The 20930-nt window shown below is 38.1% G+C and carries 19 protein-coding genes and 1 pseudogene; 10 read left to right on the top strand and 10 right to left on the bottom strand.

Annotated features, from left to right (window positions below):
- Nucleotides 1-412: 412 nt before the first annotated feature.
- The 5 genes and pseudogenes from NMK36_RS13570 to NMK36_RS13550 all read left to right on the top strand — a co-directional run.
- Nucleotides 413-1852: pseudogene (locus NMK36_RS13570) on the top strand (response regulator); the annotation flags it as partial.
- A 24-nt stretch (nt 1853-1876) separates the two neighbouring features.
- On the top strand, nt 1877-2401 hold the full coding sequence (locus tag NMK36_RS13565) for a sensor histidine kinase (RefSeq protein ID WP_367997214.1): 525 nt from the start codon (nt 1877-1879) through the stop codon (nt 2399-2401).
- Nucleotides 2402-2541: 140 nt separating this feature from the next.
- Nucleotides 2542-3171 (top strand): response regulator, encoded by a 630-nt coding sequence (locus tag NMK36_RS13560; RefSeq protein ID WP_254173956.1) that lies wholly within the window; start codon nt 2542-2544, stop codon nt 3169-3171.
- Entirely contained in the window at nt 3168-4211 is a 1044-nt protein-coding gene (locus NMK36_RS13555; RefSeq protein ID WP_072720555.1) for a GGDEF domain-containing response regulator, read from the top strand. Before NMK36_RS13560 ends, NMK36_RS13555 begins: the two co-directional genes overlap by 4 nt.
- Nucleotides 4212-4325: 114 nt before the next feature.
- Nucleotides 4326-5912 (top strand): mechanosensitive ion channel family protein, encoded by a 1587-nt coding sequence (locus NMK36_RS13550; RefSeq protein ID WP_254173955.1) that lies wholly within the window; start codon nt 4326-4328, stop codon nt 5910-5912.
- On the opposite strand, the gene NMK36_RS13545 is transcribed toward NMK36_RS13550, so the two are convergent.
- Entirely contained in the window at nt 5909-6622 is a 714-nt protein-coding gene (locus NMK36_RS13545) for a DUF4079 domain-containing protein (protein WP_072720553.1), read from the bottom strand. The two genes, NMK36_RS13550 and NMK36_RS13545, sit on opposite strands and share 4 nt — an antisense overlap.
- A 133-nt stretch (nt 6623-6755) precedes the next feature.
- Between NMK36_RS13545 and NMK36_RS13540 the strand changes: the two genes are divergently transcribed.
- The 3 genes from NMK36_RS13540 (at nt 6756) to NMK36_RS13530 (ending at nt 9975) form a co-directional block, all read left to right on the top strand.
- Entirely contained in the window at nt 6756-8060 is a 1305-nt protein-coding gene (locus NMK36_RS13540; protein WP_245824315.1) for an FAD-binding oxidoreductase, read from the top strand.
- Nucleotides 8061-8092: 32 nt separating this feature from the next.
- Nucleotides 8093-9493 (top strand): (Fe-S)-binding protein, encoded by a 1401-nt coding sequence (locus NMK36_RS13535; RefSeq protein ID WP_072720551.1) that lies wholly within the window; start codon nt 8093-8095, stop codon nt 9491-9493.
- 80 nt (nt 9494-9573) lie between these two features.
- On the top strand, nt 9574-9975 hold the full coding sequence (locus NMK36_RS13530) for a DUF2809 domain-containing protein (protein WP_072720550.1): 402 nt from the start codon (nt 9574-9576) through the stop codon (nt 9973-9975).
- 26 nt (nt 9976-10001) lie between these two features.
- Here NMK36_RS13530 and nfi read toward each other — a convergent pair whose 3' ends face one another.
- The 4 genes from nfi to NMK36_RS13510 all read right to left on the bottom strand — a co-directional run bounded on the left by nfi (nt 10002) and on the right by NMK36_RS13510 (nt 14984).
- Nucleotides 10002-10664, bottom strand: a complete 663-nt coding sequence (gene nfi / locus NMK36_RS13525) for a deoxyribonuclease V (protein WP_072720549.1) — start codon at nt 10662-10664, stop codon at nt 10002-10004.
- 8 nt (nt 10665-10672) lie between these two features.
- On the bottom strand, nt 10673-11320 hold the full coding sequence (locus NMK36_RS13520) for a type I restriction endonuclease subunit R (protein ID WP_072720548.1): 648 nt from the start codon (nt 11318-11320) through the stop codon (nt 10673-10675).
- Between the two features lie 106 nt (nt 11321-11426).
- Nucleotides 11427-13151 carry a diflavin flavoprotein gene (locus NMK36_RS13515; protein ID WP_072720547.1) on the bottom strand — a complete coding sequence of 575 codons (1725 nt, stop codon included), beginning with the start codon at nt 13149-13151 and terminating at the stop codon, nt 11427-11429.
- Nucleotides 13152-13253: 102 nt separating this feature from the next.
- Nucleotides 13254-14984 carry a diflavin flavoprotein gene (locus NMK36_RS13510; protein ID WP_072720546.1) on the bottom strand — a complete coding sequence of 577 codons (1731 nt, stop codon included), beginning with the start codon at nt 14982-14984 and terminating at the stop codon, nt 13254-13256.
- A 395-nt stretch (nt 14985-15379) separates the two neighbouring features.
- On the opposite strand from NMK36_RS13510, the gene crcB reads away from it, so the two are divergent.
- Both crcB and NMK36_RS13500 read left to right on the top strand, forming a co-directional pair.
- A complete protein-coding gene (gene crcB / locus NMK36_RS13505) occupies nt 15380-15775 on the top strand; it encodes a fluoride efflux transporter CrcB (RefSeq protein WP_072720545.1) in 396 nt (131 codons plus the stop codon).
- A gap of 57 nt (nt 15776-15832) precedes the next feature.
- On the top strand, nt 15833-16279 hold the full coding sequence (locus NMK36_RS13500) for a fluoride efflux transporter FluC (RefSeq protein ID WP_072720544.1): 447 nt from the start codon (nt 15833-15835) through the stop codon (nt 16277-16279).
- A 52-nt stretch (nt 16280-16331) separates the two neighbouring features.
- On the opposite strand, the gene NMK36_RS13495 is transcribed toward NMK36_RS13500, so the two are convergent.
- From NMK36_RS13495 to NMK36_RS13475, 5 genes are all read right to left on the bottom strand, one after another.
- Nucleotides 16332-16805 carry a hypothetical protein gene (locus NMK36_RS13495; RefSeq protein WP_245824314.1) on the bottom strand — a complete coding sequence of 158 codons (474 nt, stop codon included), beginning with the start codon at nt 16803-16805 and terminating at the stop codon, nt 16332-16334.
- Nucleotides 16806-16930: 125 nt separating this feature from the next.
- Entirely contained in the window at nt 16931-17737 is an 807-nt protein-coding gene (locus NMK36_RS13490; protein ID WP_072720543.1) for a phytanoyl-CoA dioxygenase family protein, read from the bottom strand.
- Between the two features lie 47 nt (nt 17738-17784).
- Entirely contained in the window at nt 17785-19506 is a 1722-nt protein-coding gene (locus NMK36_RS13485; RefSeq protein WP_072721139.1) for a SulP family inorganic anion transporter, read from the bottom strand.
- 10 nt (nt 19507-19516) lie between these two features.
- Nucleotides 19517-20113 carry a rhodanese-like domain-containing protein gene (locus tag NMK36_RS13480; protein WP_254173954.1) on the bottom strand — a complete coding sequence of 199 codons (597 nt, stop codon included), beginning with the start codon at nt 20111-20113 and terminating at the stop codon, nt 19517-19519.
- A gap of 6 nt (nt 20114-20119) precedes the next feature.
- Entirely contained in the window at nt 20120-20809 is a 690-nt protein-coding gene (locus tag NMK36_RS13475) for an MBL fold metallo-hydrolase (protein WP_254173953.1), read from the bottom strand.
- Between the last annotated feature and the right edge of the window lie 121 nt (nt 20810-20930).

Below are 20930 nucleotides of genomic sequence, written 5' to 3'. Positions count from 1 at the left end.
CTCCAGGGGACATTTAGATCAATCAACAATCTTTTTATTCAATACACTCTGCACTTCACACTTTTTTCCAAAGCTCTTCTTTTAACAACTTTAGCCTTTAGAAGGAAGACAAGAATTCAACGGAGTCGCTACTTTAACGTTGATAGTTAAATCATTAGCGAATCTTCCTCAATAGATGAGTTTGATTAGTAGTCAATTGGGTGTTCAACTGAACTCATCTCTCCAGAGATAGATGACGAATGGAGGGCATTATGAGGTAATCCAAACAAGCTCAAACATTAGGGATCTGATTCAATCCCAATAATTAGCAGGCGACGGTTGATTTCAACTGGGAAGCAATCGCTTCAGCAGCCTATTATGTTAATGAAGGCTCTTGCTCAAACCAAGAAGATCAAAACCGTGCCATATCAAGATGGAAAACATAAACCTTATGTTGAACTATGCAAATATAACCCCGGCTACTCAAATTCTGATTGTCGATGATGTTTTGGAAAATTTAGAATTACTATGCCATTTTCTGACGGAAGTTGGATATGAAGTGATCAGTGCGTTAGACGGAGAATCTGCATTAAAACAGGTGAATCATCATCATCCCGAACTGATTTTATTGGATGTAATGATGCCCGGTTTAACAGGTTATGAAGTTTGCCAACAATTAAAAGCTTCTCCCCAAACCCGTGATATTCCTGTAATTTTTTTGAGTGCTTTAGCAGAAATTAACGATAAAGTTAGGGGGTTTGAAGTTGGAGGAGTAGACTATATTACAAAACCCTTTGAAATTGAAGATGTTATTATTCGTGTTAAAAATCAACTCACCATTGTTCAACAACAAAAACAGTTACAACAACAAAAAACTCAATTAGAACAGGAAATTAAAGAGCGAAGACGAGTAGAATTAGCACTTCAAGATAGTATTAAACGGGAAAAAACCAGCGCTCGTGTCATTCAACGAATGCGACAAACCTTAAACTTAAATACAATTTTTAACGCTACAACCGCAGAATTAAGAAAGGTATTACAGTGTGATCGAGTTGTGATTTATCAGTTTAATCCTGACTGGAGTGGAAAGTTTGTTGCTGAATCTGTAGAATCGGGTTGGATACCCTTAGTCAAAGCCCAAAATTATGATCTAGTGATGAATCAAGCTGCTATTTCCAATTCGGATTGTGTGTTTGAACGCTTAACTGAAATTCCCGAAATTATTGTTCAAGATACTTACTTACAGGAAACCCAAGGGGGAGTTTACAGCCGAGGGGTAAGTTATCGATGTGTTGAGAATATTTATAAAAGCCATTTTAGTCCTTGTTATATTGATTTATTAGAACGATTTCAAGCTAAATCTTATTTAACCGTTGCCATTTTTTGCGGGAATCAATTATGGGGTTTGTTAGCGGCTTATCAAAATACAAATTTTCGCAAATGGGAACAAACAGAAATGCAAATGGTCGTACAAATTGCCAGTCAATTAGGGGTAGCGGTTCATCAAGCTCAACTCTTTTCTAAGATCAAACAGCAAACAGAAGAATTGAAAATTGCCAAACAATCGGCAGAGTCAGCTAATGCAGCTAAAAGTGAATTTTTAGCTAATATGAGCCATGAACTCCGAACTCCGTTGAATGCGATTTTAGGATTTGCCCAAATCTTAGGAATGAAAAACCAATAAGGTGACTAATTGAGAAATAGTTTACAGTGGATCAAGGTTTCCAGGGTTTAGTTGTGCAAGTTATTTATTTTTCATTCCTTAAAGAAAGATTTTTCTATGTCCTTAGAACAACGCAAACATATCGAAATTATTAATCGCAGTGGAGAACATTTACTGGATTTAATTAATGATGTTTTAGAACTCTCTAAAATTGAAGCCGGAAAAATAACATTAATGGAAACTCGATTTGATCTGTTAATGCTGCTTCATAATATTAAAGATATGTTGCACTTAAAAGCAGAAAGTAAAGGCTTATTATTTGAACTGGAAATTTCCCCTACGGTTCCTCAATATATTATTGCAGATGAAAGAAAATTACGCCAAGTCTTAGCAAATTTATTAGGAAATGCCATTAAATTTACAGAAAAAGGTCGAGTTCAATTGTGTGTGAGTGCTGAAAAGAAAGCGGGACAGGAACCTTCTATTGAATTACACAATAGTATGGTAAATAGTGATTATCCCGAACTTTGCTCACAGTTCAATTTTTCTACTGTCTTAGAAGGTTTATCCAAAAATCCCAAAATCCAGATTCAATTTAAAATCAAAGATACAGGAGTTGGGATTTCTCCCGAAGAACTTTGTTTATTATTTGAAGCATTTTCCCAAACTGAAGCGGGTCGTCAATCAGGCCAAGGAACAGGATTAGGCTTACCCATTAGCCGTCATTTTGTCCAGTTAATGGGGGGGATATTCAAGTAGAGTCTATTCGAGATCAAGGGTCAATTTTTACCTTTGAAATTCAAGCCAAAATCGACACAGAACCCACCATATCATCTCCCCATATCCAGCAACAAATCATTCATCTTGCACCCGATCAAAAGCCGGCTCGTATTTTAATTGTGGACGATGATTCAGATAACCGTTCATTATTAGTAAAAATACTAGGAAAAATTGGTTTTGACGTTCAAGAAGCCTGTGATGGTCAAGAAGCTTTAGCACTTTGGCAAAGTTGGCAACCTGATTTAATTTGTTTAGATATGCAATTACCGATTCTCGATGGTTTTGCTACAGCTCGTCAAATTCGCAGCCAAGAACAGCAAAATGCCATTCCGATTTTAGCGATTACTGCCTCTGTTTTTGAACAAGATCGACACTCTATTTCCGTAGCGGGATGTAATGATTGGATTAGTAAACCTTTTAAAGAAGAAGTTTTGTTAGAGAAAATTCGCGAACATTTAGGAGTAGAATATTTGTATCAAGAACCTTATTCAAATTGTATATTGCCTACAATGACAACATCTTCAGTAAGTTATACCTTGAAAACTCAATTGGCGATGTTACCCCCTGCATTCATTCAAGAATTACACTATGCAGCTACTCAATGTAGCGATGATTTAGTTTTAAAATTAATTGATCAAATCCCCGGAGATTTTTTGGATTTGACCCAAGTGATTAAAGAATGGGTGCTAAATTTTAGATTTGATCTAATTATTGATTTAACTCATCCGATTCAATCCCCTAAGCAATGAATAACGATCAAAATTCTTTAAATTCCTGTGAAATATTAATTATTGATGATTATCCTGATAATTTGCGAGTTTTAGCAGCAATTTTATCGGAACAAGGTTATCGAGTTAGAAAAGCAATTAATGGTAAAATTGCCTTGGCAACTATTGAAACTCAAATCCCAGATTTAATCTTATTAGATATTCAACTTCCTGATATTAATGGTTATGAACTGTGTCGTCAAATTAAAGCGCATCCCAAAACCGATAGTATTCCGATTTTAATGATTAGTGTTCATGATCAACCTGAAGATATTGTCAGAGCTTTTTCAGAAGGAGCAGTAGACTATATCAAAAAACCGTTTCAACCCGAAGAAGTCATTGTTCGAGTTAAAACTCAACTGATGATTAGACATCTTCATCACCAATTAAAATCCCAAAATCAGACTCTCTTTGAAAAAAATTATCAATTAAAATTAGAAGTTGAACAACGGATGCAAATGGAGGATGCTTTAAAAGAAGCGAATTCTAAATTACAAAAATTAGCTTTTATTGACAGCTTAACCGGCTTAGGAAATCGTCGTTATTTTGATGATCAGTTGCCTCGTTCTTGGCGACAAATGGCTAGAAACAAACAATTTATTTCCTTAATTTTGTGTGATTTAGACTATTTTAAAACTTATAATGATACCTATGGTCATCCGGCTGGAGATCTGTGTCTGAAACAAGTTGCTCATGCCATTAATCGTGCGGTTAAACGTCCTGGGGATGCTGTTTTCCGTTATGGGGGTGAAGAATTTGTTATTATACTGCCTGAGACTCCCCTAGACGGTGCGATACAAGTTACTAAAAATATACAGCTTGAAGTGGAACAACTTCATCTTCTGCACACTAATTTTTCTATTTATCGACAAATCACCTTGAGTTTTGGAATTTCGGGTCAATATCCTAATCCAAACACATCACCCACGGGTTTAGTCATTCAAGCTGATCAAGCACTTTATGAAGCTAAGAGCAAGGGACGTAACACTTATGTTGTTTATTCTTTCCCAAGTCATGTTTAATCTATTGTAGATTATTAACCTATTTTAATGATAAAATTGTTTAAAACCCTTAAAATCATGTTAAGAAATAAGTTCAGCAAAATAATTTTGCTTGTGTTGATCTGCCTGATTTATATGTTCGGGTTTCCAGCCTCAGCACAGGAACAATTTCAACCCTTATTTCAATCTAATATTGCTGGCGTAACTTTAGACGGACGAGCCATTTTTAAAGTCAGTGGAGCCGAAAATTTGACTGCTCAAGAACGAGCAGAAATGATTAGTACCAAATTACAACAAGCGGCAATATCAACAGAACCCATAGAAGTTAAAGTTAAACCCATCAATGAACAACCCACCCTTTGGCTGAATAATTCCTATTTACTGACGGTAACTCAAGAAGATACACAAAAGCAAAATCTTCCTGAAGATCAAGCTCAAATCTGGCGTTCTGAAATTCAAGAAGCGGTTAAGGAAGCAAGGAAAGAACGCAGTCTTGATTTCTTTAAAAAAACAACCTTTAAAAGTATTTTAGTGCTGTTCTTGGGAGGCTTAGTTCATTGGGGATTAGGTTGGTTTTTGCATCATTCTCTCCACCGATTTTTTCAATTATTTATTAAGTCAACTCCTGAATCCTCTCCATCAGGAAATAAGCCCCAAAATTTAGAGTTATTTTTAAGTTTAACTCTAGCAGGTACAAGATTAGGATTATGGACAGCTATTATTCTCTATCTGACTAATCAATTTCCCTTTACCCGACTTTTAAGTTATCGATTAACGGGAACCTTAATTTCAACCTTAACTTCTAAACTGATTACCATTAATAAAGCGTCCTATTCTATTCCTGACTTATTAATTTTAGTGAGTTTAGTGTGGGGATTAATCGTTTTTGCTAAAGTCATCACCGACCTTTTACAATCTCGTGTTTTAAATGCCACCCGCATTAGTCGAGGTGCTCAAGAAGTCGTTGCAGTGATTTTTCGATATGGGTTTATTTCCCTGGGAACCATTGTTTTATTACAAGTTTGGGGGTTAGATTTAAGTTCTTTAACGATTTTAGCTAGTGCATTAGGGATTGGAATTGGGTTTGGATTTCAAGATATTGCTAAAAATTTTGGGAGTGGTTTAGTTTTGTTATTTGAACGTCCCATTCAAGTCGGAGATTTTGTTGAAGTGGGGGATTATATGGGTACGGTCGAACGAATTGGTGCTCGCAGTACGGTGATTAAAACTTTAGATCAAGTCTCTATTATTGTCCCAAATTCTCGTTTTTTAGAATCAGAACTGATTAATTGGCATCATGACAATCCTATTTCCGGTTTACGCTTATCTGTGGGGGTTGCCTATAAGTCGAGTGTAGAGATTGTCAAAGATTTATTATTATCAGCAGCAAAAGCGAATTCTGAAGTTTTATCTCTTCCCTCTCCTCAAGTTTTATTTAAAGGTTTTGGAGACAATTCACTCAATTTTGAATTAAGAGTTTGGATCTCTAAACCTAGCCGTCAGTTTATAATTAAAAGTGATCTTTATTTTCAAATAGAATCCCTTTTTAGACAATATAAGATCGAGATTCCCTTTCCTCAACGAGATGTCAATATTCGGGGAAGTGTTCCCTTAGAATTATCTCCTGAATTGCAAGCCCTAATCCGACAAATCGCCGAAAATAAAACAAATGGATACCCCCAAAAGTTAGAGGGTTTTGGGGGGCAAAATTCTAATCCTTAACTTTTAGGCGGTTGAGGACAAGTTCTCTGATTCCAATCACATTGATAGAGATGTTGTTGTTGCCAACTCAGGGGAATTTCTAATAAATCTCTCGTTCCCGTCATGCCTTGACCTAAAAATAATAATAAAGCGATACAATTGAGAACGGTATGGGTTATTCTCCAGCGATTCGATTTATAAATATCGGGTACAATCGCTAAGGAAAAAATCATTAATAAAGCTGCTGCTACCCCATAATAATAATGAGAAAATTGCCACTCGTATCCTCGTCTAAAAACCCCATCTTGGCATCCTATCACGACAATTCCCATGCCTGTTAAGGTGGCAAAAATTCCTCGCCATAGGGGTTGATTTGGTTTAGCTCGATACAGTAAAATTAGAGAAACAAGCGTGAATATAAACATTAAAACAATAAAAATAGCTTGAGGCATTTTTTCCGGCGATAAATTATTAAAAACACCTTTAAAATAAATAGAATAAGCTAAAGCAATCAAGGTAATTGCCACCACTGAACCAGTTAACCACCGACCGATTTTTAAATGTTCTTGTCCGACAATAGCCGCAATTTTACTTTTATTCTCTTGATCAGAATAGTAGAGACGACGTTGACGGGTTTGCCATGCCATATAGACAGAAATGCCAATCAGGGGAAACACAAAACCCACCGCCAATACAGGATGGATTAATGCGATAATATCCTTAAATTCCATAACTTTCTCCTCAAAATAATGACTGCTGACTGCTTAAAGTTTATTTTTCCTGATCGGTTCCCGATTCTCTATTCGCTGCTAGAATAGTTATAACTTAATTTTTGCTCAAATCAATCTATTGTTTTGAATCAACGTGATTTCTACCACCGACCTTAAAAACCGACAGGAATTCGAGAAAATCGTAGGGGAAGCTAATGTCCAACCTTGGGACGAAATCGAACCCCTGCGACAACAACAGATGATACAATCCTTCGCACCCGAAACAACTCTTCAAGGGATTATTTATCCTCAAACTCAAGATGAATTATCTCAAGTCATTGCCTATAGTCATCAAGAGAAATTGAGCATTTTGCCCTGTGGTTCTTGTAGTAAAATTAATTGGGGAGGATTGATTAAATCCGTTGATTTTGCCGTTAGTACAGAACGAATGAATCAACTGATTGAACACGCCGTTGGAGATTTAACAGTTACAGTAGAAGCGGGAATGAAATTTTCCCAATTAAAAGCTATTTTAGATCAGAAAAACCAATTTTTAGGATTCGATCCCACCTATCCAGAACGAGCAACAATCGGGGGAATTATTGCCACAGGTGATACTGGTTCTCTACGACAACGTTATCGTAGTATCCGCGATATGATATTGGGGATTTCTATTGTTCGTTATGATGGAAAAATCGCTAAAGCGGGAGGTCGAGTTGTTAAAAATGTAGCCGGTTATGACTTAATGAAATTATTCACAAGCTCCTATGGAACCCTGGGAATAATTAGCCAAATTACCCTACGAGTTTATCCCCAAGCGGAATCTTCAGGAACCGTTATTTTAACCGGAGAACCGGAAGCAATTACACAAGTCAACCAAACCTTATTATCTTCGGCTTTAACTCCCGTTGCTGTGGATTTAATCTCTACTAATCTTTCAAAAGTATTAGGATTGGGAGATCATATTGGTTTAGTTGTTCAGTTTCAAAGTATTCCTGAAAGTGTACAACAACAAAGTCAACGATTAATGGAATTGGGAGAAAAATTAGGGTTAAAAGCGATATATTTTGACGTTGATGAGGGGAATTTATGGCAACAATTAAAACAGCAAATTTGGCAATCTGAATCTAACACTTCTATTCTTTGTAAAATTGGTATTACCCCCACCTCTGCGGTTAAAACCTTGATGCAATGTCAAACCCTAGGCGTTATTCATGCTGGAGTTGGTTTAGGAGTTTTACAGTTTGAAAGCGTTTCTTCAGAAACTCTGTTAAACTTAAGAAAATGGTGCGAATCTCAAGGCGGTTTTTTATCTATTTTAAAAGCACCCCTAGAGTTAAAACAACAGTTAGAAGTTTGGGGATATTCAGGAAATGCGTTAAATTTAATGCGCCAAATCAAAAAACAATTTGATCCTCAAAATCAGTTTAGCCCTAATCGCTTTGTCGGTGGAATTTAATTGATCTATAATCATAGGAGAATTTTGTTAAAATGTCAACCTCTGACTTTGTTGCTGAATCTCAATTAATTCCGGCAAAAGACAGTAATTTTTTAGGACAAAACCCCCATTTAACCTCGGATGAAATTCCAGGGTTTGACTCAATTAATCCTCCTAATCCCAATTTTATTAGTACCTGCGTTCACTGTGGATTTTGTTTATCGACTTGTCCCAGTTATCGAGTGTTAGGAACAGAAATGGACTCTCCTAGGGGACGAATTTATTTAATGGATGCGATTTCCAAAAATGATGCGTCTTTAGGAGAAACAACCGCCCAACATTTTGATAGTTGTTTAGGCTGTTTAGCCTGCGTTACGACTTGTCCATCTGGGGTTAAATATGATCAATTAATTACCGCCACTCGTCCCCAAGTTGAACGAAATGTACCTCGCAGTTTACCAGACCGTTTAATTCGCGCCTTAATCTTTAATTTATTTCCCTATCCCAACCGTTTAAGAGCGTTTTTAATTCCGCTTTTCATCTATCAAAAATTAGGAGTACAAAAAATTGTGAGAACAACGGGTTTATTACCCAAAATTTCTCCCCGTTTAGCCGCAATGGAATCCATTTTACCCGAAATTACTGCTGAGGCGTTTCGAGAGGATTTCCCGGTCATTATTCCCGCCCAAGGGGAAAAACGTTATCGAGTCGGGGTAATTTTAGGCTGTGTTCAACGGTTATTTTTTAATCCGGTTAATGAAGCAACGGTGAGAGTTTTAACGGCCAATGGGTGTGAAGTCGTAATTCCGAGAAATCAAGGGTGTTGTGGGGCGTTACCCGAACATCAAGGACAAACCGAACAATCTCATACGTTAATTAAACAAATGATTGATCGATTTTCGGGAACAAATGTGGATGCTATTATTATTAATGCGGCGGGATGTGGTCATACTTTAAAAGAATATGGACATATCTTGAAAGATGATCCTCAATATCGAGAACAAGCGGAAGAATTTGCAAAAAAAGTGAAGGATGTACAAGAATTTTTAGCCGAAATTGGTTTAACAAAAACCCTGTATCCCTTAACAGAAACCGGAGAATTAACCTTAGTTTATCAAGATGCTTGTCATTTATTACATGGACAAAAAATTAGTTCCCAACCTCGTCAACTTTTGCAACAAATTCCAGGGGTAAACTTACGAGAACCCCTCGATGCGGCTTTATGCTGTGGAAGTGCGGGAGTTTATAATTTATTACAACCGGAAGTCGCTGAAGAATTAGGACAACAAAAAGTGGAAAATTTAACCAATACGGGGGCGGAATTAATTGCTTCTGCAAATCCGGGTTGTTCGTTACAAATTAAAAAGCATTTACAATTACAAGGAAAGGATATTCCGTTAATGCACCCAATGGAATTACTGGATTATTCCATTCGAGGCGTTAAAATTAAATAGTTTTTTCTAAAGTTCGTTGTTGTGCTTTAACCTAAAAATCAAGTGCTAAAGCACAACAAAAATATCCAGCTTTTTGAACCATGAAACTCAAGCAATATCAACAAATTATTTTAATCAGTTTAATTGCTTTAATTCCCATTGGATTAGCCAGTAAATTTTATAAGGGGCCGTTTGATTTATGGCTGAATAATTCTGTAGGTGGGGTATTTTATGAAATATTTTGGGTGCTTTTAGTTGTTTTTATTAATCCTATTTTATCCCCTGGATGGGTTGCATTTTGGGTTTTTATTGTAACTTCTATTTTAGAATTTGCTCAACTCTGGAAACCGCCTTTCTTAGAAGTAATTCGTGCAACCTTATTAGGTCGGTTATTACTGGGAACAACATTTTCCTGGTGGGATTTTCCCTATTATGTTATTGGTTGTGGATTGGCTTGGTTAGGGTTAAAATATCTTAAATCTTCTTTAAAATCAATAGATTAAATGAGCGACTGGGTGTATAATAAAAATTAAGTATGGGAAGCTAATTTATCCGCCCATCGGGTGGTTTCAGGTAAACGATATTTAGTCAGACAGTTTAAGACATAATCAATAGACGTTTCTAAACTAATCCGATGACCTGGGGAAATATAAAGGGGTCTAACATTAGTTCTCGAACGTAGCACTGCACCAATGATTTCTCCTTTGTTTTTTAACGGTGTCCAACTGCCTTTTTCAGCCGGGAGATCGTCATGTTTTCCAATTAATAGCGATTTAGCCGCGCCAATGGTCGGTTGATCAATTAATACCCCTAAATGACAGGCTAATCCAAATCGTCTAGGGTGGGCAATTCCTTGACCATCACAGATAATTAAATTAGGGGTTATTGTTAATTTTTCTAAAACATCTAAAATTACAGGAACTTCTCGAAATGATAAAAATCCAGGAATATAAGGAAAGGTGGTTGGACGTTGGGCGATCGCAGTTTCTTGTAATGTTAAATCAGGAAAACTTAAGACCGCTACTGCTGCTTGAGAAATGGTATAATCTTCTTTAAATCCTACATCAACCCCAGCCACATATTTAACAGTTTTTAATTCATCTGTTGTCCGAACTAAGGATTTAAGTTGGTTTTGAATTACCATCGCCTCTTCAACCGTTGTCGGCCATGTTTCCCGGCGTTGAATGTTCATGGTTTTTTCTAATTTTGGTTTGACTGAATTGCAATTTGTCCCAAACCCTTGAGAATTTGCAACACCTCATAGAGTTGGTTGCGGCGGGGAAGGAGAGAAAATATATTAGATAATTCATATTGGGGAAATTCTTGGATTTGGAGTTTAACAAAGATAAAATTTCCACCATTGGTTACCATTCCAAAAACAGGCTTTTCCGGTGTAGGATTCCCTAACATATAAGCTAAGGTTTGTGGTAAAGCCAGTTCTAAAGAAAAACTTGTTTCTTTGGATTCTATCACCACAACCCAAAGTGTTTCTAGCAAAATCAGTGCATCTATCCTCCCTCGATAAATAATATCATTACTATCTACTGTAATTTGCACAGTTGTTTTCGTTTTAAAGCGAAAAGGGGCATCAAAAAAACCAGCCAAATTCAGCAGTGGAGATAACACAATTAATTTAATCGTTTCTTCTCCAAGTTGATTGTCTGAGAGTTGATAAAAGTATTTTTGCTGAATAGCATCAAGAACTTGTTGTTCCTGTTGTGTTAGTTCGTTGTCAGAGTTTAACCATTCCGTGAAAAATTGATCATCAGTGCTGCGCTGAAGATTGAATTGAGTTTGCAGTTGACTAAAGGTTTTGAGAGTACGCTCAATTGGAAAAGTTTGGGTCATACCTAATTATAGGGAATAGGTAATGGCTAATGGATGTTTTTTAAGCCAGCAAACAAGCATCTTGCCTGTTTTGCTGGCTAGTAATTGGCAAAAGTTTGAGTTTTGATTAATACTGCGATCCGGTTTTACGATAATGAACAGCCGTAACCCCTTCTGGATGCAATAAATGACCATTATTAACTGTGGCATAAATCACCCAATGATCACCACATTCCATCCGATTTTTAACCTCACATTCCAGATAAGCTAAGGCATCTTTTAAGATCAAACAACCATTCGATGCTGCTTCTGTTTCTAACCCAACAAATCGATCTTCTCCCGGTTCATATCGCTTCAGAAAATGTTTTCGCAGTTGTTTCCCTTCCTGCAAAATATTCAGAACAAACGGATCCCCAATATGGGTTAAAGGTTCCAAAGCCCGATCCTTCGCCACAGCAACGGTAAACCCCGGAGGGTTAAAGGTGGCTTGGGATACCCAGGACGCTAACATAGCGCTGCACACCTCGCCTCGACGACCGGAGACGACACACAACGAACCCACGATACGCCCTATGGCTTGGGCGGTGCGATCAGCCCCCGATGAAGTCGCAGTGGGGCGAAAAGCCCGCCGTTTTTGCGTGCGTTTGAGGGTTTGAGCAAAGTCAACCGCCGCTTCTTTGCAAGTGTGTAACGTAACATCCGTTGGAGCAAATTTCACCCGAATGGGTTCAAAACCAAATTTATACCCTGCATCTTTCAAGCGACCTTCTAACAAATCAATCGCTTCCCCACTCCATCCATACGACCCAAAAACACCCGCTAATTTATTTGTAGAAGCGGTATTTAAAATCACCCCTAAAGCCGTTTGAACTTGTGTCGGCGCATGACCGCCTAATGTGGGTGAACCAATAATAAACCCATCACATTTTTCTAACGCTTCTTGAATTTCTGAAGATTTGGCGTATTCACAATTAATTAATTCTACAGCCACATCAGATTTGGTTAAACCTTTAGCGATCGCTTGGGCAACAGTAGCCGTATTTCCATAGGCTGAAGCATAGATTAATGCCACATTTAATTCATTAGATTTTTGTTTTTCACTCCATTGTTGATATAAATTGGTCAGTTCAGTCATGCCATATTTCACTAACGGCCCATGACCTGTTGCATAGAATTTAATTGCAGGTAAGTCTTTAATTTTATCGAGAGTAGAAAGCACTTGTTTAGCTTGGGCGGCATGAAGACAGTCATAATAAAACCGTCGATCATCGCTATACACTGACCACCCTTCATCAAACACTTGATCGCCGCAAACGTGCGCCCCAAATAGTTTATCAGAAAATAAAATTTCCGTAGCCGGATCATAGGTTAAAATTTCATCAGGCCAGCGAGGAGTCGGGGTTAAAATAAACTGTAATTGATGACCTTGACCTAAATCTAAAGTTTCTTCCCCCTTGATGGTTAAAATCTTTAAGTTTTCATCTTCAAAATATTCCCGTAAGGCTAACGCAGCAGGATTAGAGCAAACGAATGTTGCCTGGGGTGATAATGTTAATAAAGCCTTTAATGTTGCCCCCCGATTGGCATTAAAGTGACCCAAAATAATATAATTCAACTGTTCTAAATTTAAGCGACTTTGTAACGCTTCAATATAATTTTGGGTAAAGGATTCTCCAGGAGGATCAATAATTGCAGTTTGCTCGGCTTCAATAATATAACTATTCGCCGTTGTTCCCCGTTGCAGAGAATATTCCACTTCAAATTTTAATCGATCCCAAGTGCGCGATCGCACAACTTTTGTATCATTCCCAATTAAAAAAACTTGAACATCACGCGGTTTTTGATTAGACATAATTCTGGATTAAAAAATTTTTTTGATCTTTCCTCAGTGTTAAAGATCCCCCTGAATCAGGGAAACTTTGAGATTCCGGGGTTAGGGGGGATCTAATCAGGATTAATAATGATTACCGACTTTGCGATGGTGAACCGCAGGTAACACTTCAGGATCACTGACCCGTCCGTTATCAACGGTGGCATAAACAATCCAGTGATCACTTAACTCCATCCGACTTTGGACTTGGCATTCTAAATAGGCTAAAGCATCCGTTAAAATGGGACTGCCATTGTTAGCAGTTTGGGTATTAACGCCTTCAAATCGATCGGCACCCGGAGCAAATCGTTTTAAGAAGTGTCGCATTAATTTTTGATAATTATTTTCGGCTAAAACATTGAGCACAAATTGATCATCGACTTGCATTAACGCTTCAATTGCCCGATCTTTTGCCACTGCAATGGTTAATCCTAACGGTTGAAAACTCGCTTGAGTCACCCAAGAGGCTAACATCGCACTGCTCACTTCTCCTTTTTGAGCCGTAATAATATACAACCCACCGCTTAAGCGTCCCAGGGCTTTATCTAAGTTTGTATCCAGGGATTTCATCTGCTTCACGGTTTTATCCCGACTCAACCATTGCCCGATATCCGTTCCCGCTTCATCACAGGTTTGATAGGTGGTATCGTGGGGCGTTTCAGTAATCCGAATTGAAGGAAAAGATTGTTTTAATCCGGCATCATTGAGTTTAACTTGCAACGGATATAATGATAAATCATTGCCACCTCCCGACTCATATAAACCGTAAGCTTGCTTATTATGAGCCGATGCAATAATGGTATTAATGGCTTCTTCTGCCAGTTCAGAATTGACACCCGAAACAGGTGGCATTCCAATCACAAATCCCGCAGAACTCATCACTAATTCGCGCACTTCTGGGGGTTCAGCCGTGCGTAAATCCATCATTTCTACCGCTACACCTGTTTTGGTAATCCCGTGAGCAATGGCTTGGGAAAGGCGATCGCTATACCCATAATCGGAGAAATAAAACACCGCGACGCTAGTTTCTGATTTGGTTTGTTCCTGGCTCCATTTCCAATAACGTCCGGTTAATTCTTTTAAATTATGCCGTAATAAAGGGCCGTGTCCGGTGGCAATGGTGGTAATTTCTCCTAACGGTTCCATGCGTTTCATGGCACTAATCACCGAACGTGCATTCGGAGCCATTAAACACTCATAATAAAAGCGAAAATCCGGTTCAATGTCAGCTAAACTTTCATCGTAGGTGTGATCAGAACAATAGTGCATTCCAAACGCATCACAGGTAAATAACGTTTGGGTTTTCCGATCATAACTAAAAATGGTATCCGGCCAATGCAAATTCGGGGCGGAAACAAATTCTAAAACATGATCATTCCCTAAGTCTAAAGTATCGCCATTTTTGACTAATTTACTTTTAAAGGGCGTATGGGTTAAATTTTCTAAAAATTGAATCGCCACTTTCGCCCCCACAACGGTAGCATTAGGCGCGAGTTCTAGGACATCTTTAACTAAGCCACTATGATCGGGTTCAGTATGACTAATAATTAAATAGTCAATATCAGCAGGATTAATTAATCCCTTCAGCGTATCTAAATACAGTTGGCGAAACTTAGCGTGGGATGTATCAACGAGGGCTAGTTTTTCCCCGCGAATGATAAAGGAATTATAGGTTGTACCATTTTGCAGACCAAATTCTATGTCAAATCTTTCCCGATCCCAATCTAGGGAACGAATTGCCGTGGTATCAGCAGCAATGTCTTTAACTTCAATGGTTAAACGATTTTGTTTTACACGGTCAGTGAGGGCTACCATTCATGACCTCCCTAGATAATTGATGATGACTTTTTAACTTGTTCTCTATTGTTGCATGGATTAATCGTAAAGATTTATTAAAAAACCTATAACTCCGTTAAGCTTTGCAAAAGTAAAGGTGGTGTCCCTTGACCGTTAGCTGTCCCCTGAATCCCTAATTTACAGAACTTTAACAATAATTGTAAATTTTTTACACAATCTTTAAATAGGGGGGTTGACCCCCCACCCTAAAAACGTTATATTATGCTATGTAGATGCACCCTGATGGTAGGGAGAGTTGCCAAAGCGACTCTCTCTTTTTTATTGTCTGTTGTTTGTTGAGGGTTGTAGGGAGTGATAGTACATTAGTATTATTAGAAAACCGACTGCCATCAAGCAAAGGATCAATTCTAATCATGTCAGACCTCACTAACGTTTTAGCGATCGCAGCAGGAGCAGTACCAGGGGCACTATCTCGGTATCAACTGACCGAATGGACAAAAGCTAAATTCGGAACAAAATTTCCCTATGGAACATTTATTATTAATTTAACGGGATGTTTAGCTGTAGGTTTCTTTTTTACAATTTCCAAAGGAATTACAGGCTATCCCAAAGAATTAGATTTACTCATTAGAACTGGATTTTTAGGGTCTTACACCACATTTTCAACCTACGGGTTTGATACTTTAAGTCTCTGGCGGAATAAACAAACCGTTGCGACTGCTTTTTATTGGGCTGGGAGTGCAATTGTGGGTTTGATAGCGGTGATGATAGGCGTTGCGATCGCTAATATTATTGTACCTTCTTCATAAACAAAAGTTGAGATTGATCTCGTATGAACTGAACACAACTAATTTTAGGGAAAAAACATGGAGTTTTTGAAAGGACGTTATGCTATATCTGTGGCAATTGGGGCTATTTTTGGTGCATTAAGTCGTTTCTATTTAACTGAAGCCACCCAAGCAATTTTTGGAAAAAATTTTGGCTTTTACAGTACATTTTTGATTAATGTGACCGGTTGTTTATTGATTGCTTATATTTTGACTCTAGCGATTGAGAATATTCGACAGATCACACCTGAACTGCGACTGATGACGACAACCGGTTTCTGCGGTGCTTATACAACCTTTTCTACCTACGGTTTAGAAGCCAATGGTTTCTTAGCCCGGGGAGAGACCCAAACGATGTTCCTTTATTTTTTTGGGAGTGCCGTCGTCGGGATGATTTGTGTCCAAATCGGTGTTTTATTGGCAAGGGCAGGTCTTCCAAAACTTAAAGGGGAGGGGATTGGTCGTCGGGTTAACAAGACTAAGTAAGCTTATAATCCGAGTGAATCAAGGAGTTGATCGTTTTTCATTCATTAATCTATTAAAAATATTGAATGATTAAAGGTTTTTCCGGCACAAATCGGGAGGCAAAAGGTTCTTTTTTTCCTAATCCTTTGAAGTTAGAAATATTGACCGGAATTTCTAAGGGTCTGAGATCGGTGACTTCCCAAAAAATCGCTGCATCTAAGGCATCATTTGCTGCCGTTGCTGGACGATATTTCATGCCTTGGGGATGGCGACCACGCCTCGAATCACTATGACCAATATATAATCCTTGCCAAGTTACTTTAGGAATAAAAGAGCGATTTTCTTGTTCAGAGGCATAAATTAACACCTTCACAGGGCGTTCATTACGATCTAGGTCAATTTTGCGAAACACTTCAAATTCACGACTTCCAAAGGCTACTTTTCCCTCCTGTTCACAGACCTCCTGAGCAGAAATCAAATGAATTTCAGGTACAGGAGCCAGGAGCGAAAAATTACGGGTCGGCATTTTTACGGTAGAATCGTGCATAAGAATCCTGATCAAGAGAGCATCATTTAATTATCTCATCTTTAGGGAACAAAGAACAAGGAGCAAGAAACCGCAAGGATCAGGGATAATTCTTTGCGGTTGATAATCAAGAAAGAAAACACTCATTAATTTGGATTTAAAGCTGAAAGAATATTAATTAAACCCTTAAATAAATTTTGAGATTCGGGAGTTAATTCTTGTAGAATATTAGGTTGTAAAAAACAAGTTGGAGGAGGTGAACACCAATCAGCTAGAGTTCCATAGATGATATCAAAGGTTCGACGAGGTACATCCGCAATATAATTTCCGCGATGAATACCCCAGGCATCAAAAAATACTGCATCTCCTGAATTGAGATGAATTCGAGTCGCATTCGGCATCGCTGGAGAATTCGGCTTTTTACCGTTTAAACCTTTACGAATCTCTCGTTCTTGAGGTGTGTCCCAACGCTGGTGAGAACCCGGAATATATTCTAAATTACTATCGGGAATCAAGGCAATATGGACATGAATCCCAATGCTTTGCTTCATTCTCACTTTTTCGGTGTCTTCATCGGGAGCATCAAACTGTTGATCTCGATGCCAATCTCCTGCACGGGTATGGTTAGCTGGATTGAAAAAATATTGGGTATTATAAAATAATAAATCTTCATCTACAATTTGATTTAAAATGTCTAAAATTTTGGGATTTGCGATCGCATTTAATAAGACCGGAAGTTCTTCAGGATGATGAATAAAATAACGAGGTTCGGTTAAAAAAGCTAAATTGGTAAAATTGGCAGCTTGTTCAGGTGTGGATGACTCCTGCAACCAGTCTTGAAAAATGCGATCACAAATCCTTTGCAGTTTCCTCACCTCGGAAGCCTCTAATAGTTGAGGAATAACGATGAAACCTTGTTCATTCCATTGGTTTCTGAAAGAATTTTGATTCATAACTCATGGGTAAGCGAAGGTTAATTCTAATGATAAGACATATAACTTTAAACGGAAACTCGTTGAGATAATTCTTTCATGGCTTGGTCTGTGCTTAAGAAAATGTGATCGCGTCCTAATTTATCCACAAACCCAACTTTTTCTAATTGATCAAAAACCGGGCCTTTGACTTCAGATAAATAAAACTCAATGCCCATTCCCCTTAAATCATCAATCAAACGTTGAAGGGTTTCTAAAGCACTGCCATCAATTAAGTTAATCCCACTGCAAACTAAGAGTAAATATTCAACTTCTTTTTGTTCTGTTACCAGCTTTAATAAATAGTTTTCTAAATATTTAGTATTCACAAAATATAAACTTTCATCCACGCGCACCGCTAAAATATGAGGGCAAGTTGCCACCGAATGACGTAGAATATTGCGAAAATGTTCTGTATTTCCCACCCGTCCCACAATCGCAATATGGGGTTTACTGGTTCGAGCTAAATGTAAAACTAAAGAAATTAATACCCCAATAATAATACCTTCTTGTGCGCTGGTGAACAGAACTGCAACAAACGTACCGCACCAGGTAATTGCATCCAGTTTATTATATTGCCATAACCGTTTTAGAGTCGAAAAATCAAGGAGATTGCCAACGGCAACTAAAATAATCGCGGCTAAACTGGTTTGGGGTAAGTAATAAAATAAAGGTGTTAAAATCAAAACCGTTAACATCAAAAATACGGCAGTAATGACTGATGCTAACCCGGTATTGGCTCCGGCGGAATAGTTGACAACGGAACGACTTAATCCCCCCGTTATTGGATAGCCTCCCGTGAATGAGGCGGTAATATTTGAGGCTCCCAAGGCAATTAATTCTTGATTGGCTTCAACTGTTTTGCGTTGTTTACTGGCTAAAAATTGCCCCACTGAAAACGCTTCCATAAAGCCAACAAAACTAATGGCTAAGGCGGAGGTTCCTAATAATTGCAGATGGTTTAGATCTAAATTAGGGAAAGTCAAAGGCGGAAACCCTTTAGGAATTTCTCCCACCACTTTCACCCCAAATAATTGATCTAAATGGAGTAACCCGACTAAGATTGAACTTGCGATCACCACCATTAACGGCCCACTTTTGGTGAGGGGAATAATAATTGATTCCTGAACTCCTTTGGATTTGAGATATTGTCCTAAACCTCGATTAAAATAGAGTAATAAGACTAAACTGATTATTCCTAATGTCAACGTTATGCCATTGAGATGAGGACTTTCCTGAAAAATAGCAGTAACGGTACTTAAAAACGATTCAGTTTGAGGAATTTTGATTCCCAATAGATGTTTAACTTGGCTAAATCCAATTAGAATGGCTGCGGCACTAATAAAACCAGAAATCACCGCTTGGCTGAGGAAATTGGCAACAAATCCTAACCGAAAAATTCCGATTAAAAGTTCAATGATTCCGACTAATAAAGCTAAGGTTAAGGCATATCCCCAATATTCTGGCGTGTTTTCTTTGGCGATCGCACTCACAGCCGTTGCGACCATTAAAGAATCGACCGCAACCGGAGCCACCGACAGCATGGAAGCGGTTCCTAAACAGGCATAAACAATCTGAGGAAAAATGCTGGCATAGAGCCCGACTTCTGGGGGTAAACCTGCCAGCATTGCATAAGCCATTCCCTGGGGAATTAACAAACTTGCAACAATAATTCCGGCGGTTAAATCTCCGGTTAAATCTGTTTTTTTGTAATTTAATCCCCAGTTTAAAATCGGAAAATATTGTTGCATTGATGTTAACTTAAACACGCTGATTATAAGGTAATTTTGCTAATAATTGTGCCATCATGCAAGTATTGGTAATTCCGGCAAAGAGTAATCCAGCCCCGACAAACCCACTTAAAAATAAAAAATTGGGAGAAACAAATACACCTAATAAGGTTCCGATTAACACCAATGAACCCGCAATTATTTGTACCTGTTGCATCATGCTAATAGGTGCATTTTTATTAACAAGGGTGGGATATCCTACTTGTTTCCAACTGTTTAATCCCCCTTGTAGGTGCATGACCTGTTTAAACCCAAAGGCAAACAATTTTTGAGCCGCTTGGCTACTGCGGTTGCTGGTTTGGCAGTAAAAAACAAAGGGTTTTGAGCCGTTAATCGGTAATTGATTCGGATCAAATGTAGATAAGGGCATGGAAATTGACCCGGAAATATGTTCTCCTGCATATTCAGACGGTTCTCGAACATCAATCAGAGTAATTTCATCTTGTTCCAGCCATTGTTTTAAGGTTGTCGCATCAATTGATTGTAATTGGTCAGTAATAAAGTTAGCCATATTTTGAGTCGGGTAATTGCATTGGTAATCATTAATTTTATCAGGTTTGCAGACCATCTTGCTTTAAACTTGATTTCCACACAGTTGATTCGCCGGAACTGCTTCAGCAATTTTTTTCGGGTTAGGTAGATTTAAGTTATTCATCATCTCAATAAAGCTGTTTCGATCTTTGCCAACAAACCGAGGATTAAATTGTTTTTCTTCTCCAATGGTAGAAACCGTTCGTCCTTGATAATCATGACCCGGATAAACGGCGGTTTGATCGGGCAGAGTAAATAATTTTTGAGTAATATGATCGTAGAGTAATCCCGCATTTCCACTTTGAAAATCGGTACGTCCACAGCCTCGAATTAATAAGGAATCTCCAGTTAATAACCACTCCCCATTCACTAAATACGCCATGTGGCTATCGGTATGTCCCAAGGTTGCGATCGCTTGAATTTTAATATCCCCAATTTCTAAAATCTCCCCATCTTTAATCAAGCGATCAGCACAATTAACAATGGCGTTTTCGGGAACAATTCCTGAACATCCGGTGCGTTCTCTAAGTTTTCCAGTTCCGGTAATATGATCCGCATGAACATGGGTTTCTAAACAATACCGCAAGGTCAATCCTAATTGTTCCAATAGGGTGATATCTCGTTCTACTTGCTCTAACACAGGATCAACTAAAATCGCCTCTTGAGTTGTTTCGTCCGCAATTAGATAAGTATAGGTACTGGTTTCTGGATCGAACAGTTGGCGAAAGAGCATGGTTTTTCACTCCTTGGGGGGAAAACAGCAACAAAACTATCCTACCATATAGTTTTATAGAAAGATAGATTTATAAAAAAATTTTCAATTACCTTGACAACCATATAACTAAATGACAATA

The organism is Planktothrix pseudagardhii, from assembly GCF_904830925.1.
Lineage (GTDB): Bacteria > Cyanobacteriota > Cyanobacteriia > Cyanobacteriales > Microcoleaceae > Planktothrix > Planktothrix tepida.
This window is presented reverse-complemented; position numbering and strand designations above follow the sequence as displayed.